General features: G+C 33.0%; 3 protein-coding genes. All 3 read left to right on the top strand.

The window, feature by feature from the left end:
• Positions 1 to 213 precede the first annotated feature (213 nt).
• Positions 214 to 3,450, top strand: a complete 3,237-nt coding sequence (locus CF599_RS19095) for an AsmA-like C-terminal region-containing protein (protein ID WP_121967514.1) — start codon at positions 214 to 216, stop codon at positions 3,448 to 3,450.
• Between the two features lie 81 nt (positions 3,451 to 3,531).
• The gene (gene def / locus CF599_RS19090; RefSeq protein WP_121967513.1) at positions 3,532 to 4,122 is read left to right on the top strand and encodes a peptide deformylase; all 591 of its coding nucleotides are present in this window, start codon (positions 3,532 to 3,534) and stop codon (positions 4,120 to 4,122) included.
• Positions 4,085 to 4,939: a M48 family metallopeptidase gene (locus tag CF599_RS19085; protein WP_121967512.1), complete on the top strand. Its 855-nt coding sequence runs from the start codon at positions 4,085 to 4,087 to the stop codon at positions 4,937 to 4,939. The genes def and CF599_RS19085 overlap by 38 nt, the downstream gene beginning before the upstream one ends.
• The last annotated feature ends 175 nt before the right edge of the window (positions 4,940 to 5,114 follow it).

The following is a 5,114-nucleotide window of genomic DNA, read 5'->3' as shown; positions in this document are numbered from 1 at the left end:
GAGAAGTTAAGCCCGCTAGCGCAGATGGTACTGCTAACCAGTGGGAGAGTATGTCGCCGCCTTTCTTTTAGAATCCCCAATCTCGTATGAGGTTGGGGATTTTTTGTTTTATATGGTTTTGAGATTATGATCTTTTGATATTTGTATCTCTACAACTCTATTATTGAGAAAAAAAACTGTTTCTTTGTACGCAAATTGAAGATTAATTACGCTATGTTAAATAAGGTAAAACGAATTATAATCAGAGGAAGTATAGTTTTGGGAGTTTTGATTGCATTAGTTTTTGGGCTAATGTATATTATTCCTATATTTTATGCTGATCAAATAAATATTAAAGTTAAGGAATTAATGAAGGAGTCAATTAAAGGTGAAGTTGACTTTGAAGACATTAATTTATCTTTTTATAAAAAGTTTCCTTTACTAACAGCTACTGTAACTAAACCAAGTATAGAAGGTGTTCAAGTAGACTCTTTGTTTACGGATAAGCTTTTTGAGGCGGAATCTATTAATTTAGGGGTTGATATAATGGCGTTAATAGATGGTAAACTGTCTTTTAATAAGATTTATGTCAATAACCCATTAGTTCACGTTAACGTGAATGAAGTTGGTAGTGCTAACTACGATATCTTCGTACCGTCTGATGAGAAAGAAGAAAGTGATGAAAGCCTTGAATTAAAAATAGAAGAACTTCATATTGAGAAAGCTGAAGTTATCTATAATGACTTAGCTAGTAAATTAAGTTTTGTCGCTTCAGGTTTTGATTATATTGGACAAGGGAATATGAGTGATGATATTTTTGATCTAAATAGTAAGGCGAGTATTGAGTCTTTTGACTTTAATTTTGATGGTGTTCACTATGTAAAGGAGAAACCTATCTTGGCTAAATTGGAAACTAAGGTTGATACCAAGTCATTGACTTTTGTATTTGCTAAGAATAATGTACGTATTAAAGGATTACCTGTTGACTTTAAAGGGCACTTTGGCTTTATAGAGAATGGTTACGATATGCTATTTGATGTAAAAACGGAGAATGCAACTTTAGAACAATTACTATCTATTATACCTCCGGAGTATCAGTATTGGCTAGATGATACTAAGTTTGCAGGGGATGTAGATGGTAAGTTTCATTTGGAAGGGAAGTATGTCGTAGTAGATAATCTAGCTCCAAGTGTAAGTTTATCACTTAAAGTTAAGAATGGTTTTATACAGAATAAGCAAGTTAATAAACCTCTTGAGAAGTTGAGTCTTGACTTCTCGTATACTTTGCCACGTTTAGATATTTATAAAGGTATTGTTGATGTTAAGCAGTTATCATTTGACTTAGATGGGAAGCATAGTGATATGAACTTTAATGTGGAAGGATTAGAGGTAATCAAAGCTAAAGGAAAGATTAACTCTAATGTGAATCTTGATTTATTTCAAAAAGCAATAGGTATTGAAGGATTCGCTATGAAAGGTGAATTAGCCCTAGACGGTACTTTTGACGGTACATATTCTAAGGGAGTTGTTGAGCGTAGAACATTGCGTAAAGTATATCGTGATAGTACAATTACAAGTATTCCTTTATTTGATCTTAAAGGATCTATTAAAAATGGGTACTTTAAGTTAGCACAGTTACCAAAAGCATTAGAAGAAATTAACTTTAATTTCGATCTAATAGGAAAGGATTCTAACTATAAGAACGTATCTGTTCGTATTTCTGAAATTTCATTGTTAGCAATGAATAATTATATAAAGGGGAACCTTTACCTTAAGAACTTGCACGATTTTAATGTGGATGCTGATATTGATGCTAAGGTTGATCTGGAGAATATCAAGGAATTTATCCCTGTGGATGATATTGTTATGAGAGGGATGATAGAAGCTAAGGGAAGTATTAAGGGAACTTATGAACCTAAACGCAAACTATTTCCTATTATAGACTCAGAGATTAAGTTCGTTAATGGATATATCCAATTCAAACGTATTCCTGATCTACCAATCGAGAATATTCAGATCCATACGATTATAAATAGCAAAAGGGGATCATTAAATGACCTAACGATTAAAGTACTTCCTATTGATTTTAAAATAGCAGGAGAACCATTCCAATTAGCAGCAAGTTTGTATAATTTGAATAACTTGAATTATAACGTTAAATCTAAAGGAACGCTAAATATAGGTAATCTGTATAAGCTATTTAAAATAGATGGTATAGATGTAAAAGGTAAACTACTTACAAGCTTATTTTTAAGTGGACTTCAGAGTGATGCTGTAAAAGGAAACTTTGATAAACTAAAGAATGGTGGACGTTTTGAAGTAGATAATATTACTGTAACTTCAGAGATGTTCCCTAAGCCATTGCACATTAAGAAAGGAGTGTTTTCTTTTTATAAAGAGAAGATGAAGTTTGAGAAGTTTGAAGCAACTTATGGAAGCTCTAAATTCTCAATGAATGGTTATTTGACTAACGTGATAGGATATATGCTGAAAGGTGATACGTTAAAAGGAAACTTTGATTTGCAATCTCCTTATATGAATGTGGATGAGTTTATGATGTTTGCTAATAACAAGACGAGTAAAACGACTACAGCGAATACGGCTAATGCAGGTGTAATTCAACTACCTAAAGATGTCAATATTACATTTAACGCTGTGGCCGATAAGATTAAATATACTGAATATAATTTAGAGAACTTCACAGGTAATCTAGTTGTAGATAAAGGTGGAGTAGATTTAAAAGACACTAAGTTTAATCTAATAGGAACTAATGTAACGATGAATGGTACTTATAAACCAACAGGTTACAGAAGTGCAGAGTTTAGTTATAATCTGAAAGCTTCTGAATTTGATATTCAAAGGGCGTATAAAGAAATTACACTATTTAGAGAAATGGTTTCTATGGCTAAGGATGCATACGGTACAGTGGCATTGGACTATAGTTTAAAAGGAAAGCTAAACAGTAGTATGTTTCCTATTATGAGAAGCTTAGAAGGACAAGGTACATTGTCATTAGCAAATATTAGCTTTAAAGGATTCAAACTTTTAGGGGCTATTGCAGATAAAACAGATGCTAAGTCTCTAGAGAAAGGTACACTATCAGATGTAAATATTAAGTCTAGTATAAAAGACAATGTAATGACTATCGAGCGTACTAAAATGAAGATGGCAGGGTTCCGCCCTCGTTTTGAAGGGCAGGTGAGTTTAGACGGTGATTTAAACATAGGGTTTAGACTAGGATTACCTCCTATGGGAATTATAGGTATACCAATGAGAATTACAGGTAATGCAGAAGACTTTAATATTAAATTAGGTAGATATAAAGCTAGTGAAGTTTTTGGTCAAGGCGGTGGTGATGACGACGACGATGAGGAAGGATCAGATGTTAAATCTATAAATGATTCCATACCTCCAGCACCAGTATTACCAGAAGTTGCAAAGCAAGATTCAATTGCTCCAAAAAAAGGATAAATGAAAAGCTCAGATATTATCTGAGCTTTTTTTATTTATGTAAGCTTTTAGTTATATTTTTGAAGTGTAAAATAAACAATCATGAATACCTACAGTAAGTTAAGCGATATTGAAAACCAATTTATACAACAGAGCAATGTAGACATACCTATGCATGTTTATCAAGTTGATAATCTTTTAGAGAAGCAAGTCCTTAAACAGCGTTGTGAAGAAGTCCTTCCGACAGATGAGAATCTGAAGTATCTAATCGCACGTATGTATAAAACAGTAAAACATGATGAGAAACCAGGCGTAGGTATTGCGGCACCACAAGTAGGTATTAACAGAAGAGTTTTCTTAGTACAACGTATGGATAAACAGGACGAACCATTTGAATTCTTTATTAATCCTGAGATTATATGGTATTCTAAAATCTTGCGTAGAGGGGATGAGGGATGTCTGTCTATTGCTGAAACGTATGGGGAAGTACATAGAAGTTTAGCTATCCATATAACGTATTATGACTTGAGTGGTGAACATTTTCAAGAAGTAGTAGAAGGCTTTACTGCTGTGATTATGCAACACGAGTTTGATCACTTGGAAGGAGTACTATTTACTGATCGTATGCTAGAACAAGAGAATAATCAATACTATAATGCTTCGCCTACAAGTGAGATTGTTTATCAGAGATAGTTTCCTTAAAGGAGTATTTATTATACTATGTTTTTTTGTTCAGAGTATATCTGCTCAGAATATAGATAAAGAGTATGCTTTTGAGACATTAGAACTAAGTTGTCCTACTGATGATACAGATGTGTTGGATTTATTTAAAACAGGCTTAAAAGCGCTTAATTCACCTAAGTATTATAATATAGCAGGGAAAGTGTTTTTTAATATAATCCAAAGAGAAAAGACATTATGTGATGCTTATTTTTTCACAGGAGTAGCTTTGACAAAACAAGATAAACACGAGGCCGCTGTATCATATTATTACTATGCAGATAGCTTATCTAGTAAGAGTAACTCAGTATTTAAAGAAGAATTAGCAGAAGCAGCATTACGGGTGAATAACATAGGATTAGCGAGAAAGAAGTATGAAGAGTTAATCAAAGATTTTCCCAATGATCCAGATGGATATTATGGTATTGGATTGACTGCTACTACGATTGGAGATATTGCTAATGGGTTACAAAAACTGAGTATTGCAGAAGAACTTTATATTGCAGAAGATACTTGGACAGCACAGCGTGAGCAGGAGGTATATCTTATGAAAGGCATTCTATTCATTACTGATACGCAGTATGTAGCAGGTTTAGAATATTTAGACAAATGTTTCGATACATTTCATACACTTGATGATTATAATGCCAACTATGCTTTAGCTTGTCTTGAGTTATTTAAAGACACTAAAGAGGAGAATTATAAACTAAAAGCAATAGAAGCACTCAGTCGAATAAATGATAAAGACAAATTAAATGAAGTGTTCTTAAAGCGCTTTCAAGAATTATAAATAAAAAAGGCAATGTAGCAGCAGTCACATTGCCTTTTTTATGCTGTTTTGGTTCAAGTGACCCGTCCTGAAAAAACTGTACAGTTTTAAATACCCATAAGAAATGGAAAAGTCAATAGAAAAAAAAGTAAAACAGCGCTATCATCAGGAATTCATTAAAAAGGTAGTGAAGGAA

This window comes from Myroides sp. N17-2, from assembly GCF_002286775.1.
GTDB lineage: Bacteria > Bacteroidota > Bacteroidia > Flavobacteriales > Flavobacteriaceae > Flavobacterium.
The sequence above is the reverse complement of the archived record's forward strand: the minus strand, read 5'-3'. Positions and strand labels throughout refer to the sequence as shown.

Bases quoted from the DNA above. Each gene is read 5' to 3' on its own strand.
- CF599_RS19085 (WP_121967512.1), top strand. From the start codon at position 4,085: ATGCTTCGCCTACAAGTGAGATTGTTTATCAGAGATAGTTTCCTTAAA.
- def (WP_121967513.1), top strand. From the start codon at position 3,532: ATGAATACCTACAGTAAGTTAAGCGATATTGAAAACCAATTTATACAA.
- CF599_RS19095 (WP_121967514.1), top strand. From the start codon at position 214: ATGTTAAATAAGGTAAAACGAATTATAATCAGAGGAAGTATAGTTTTG.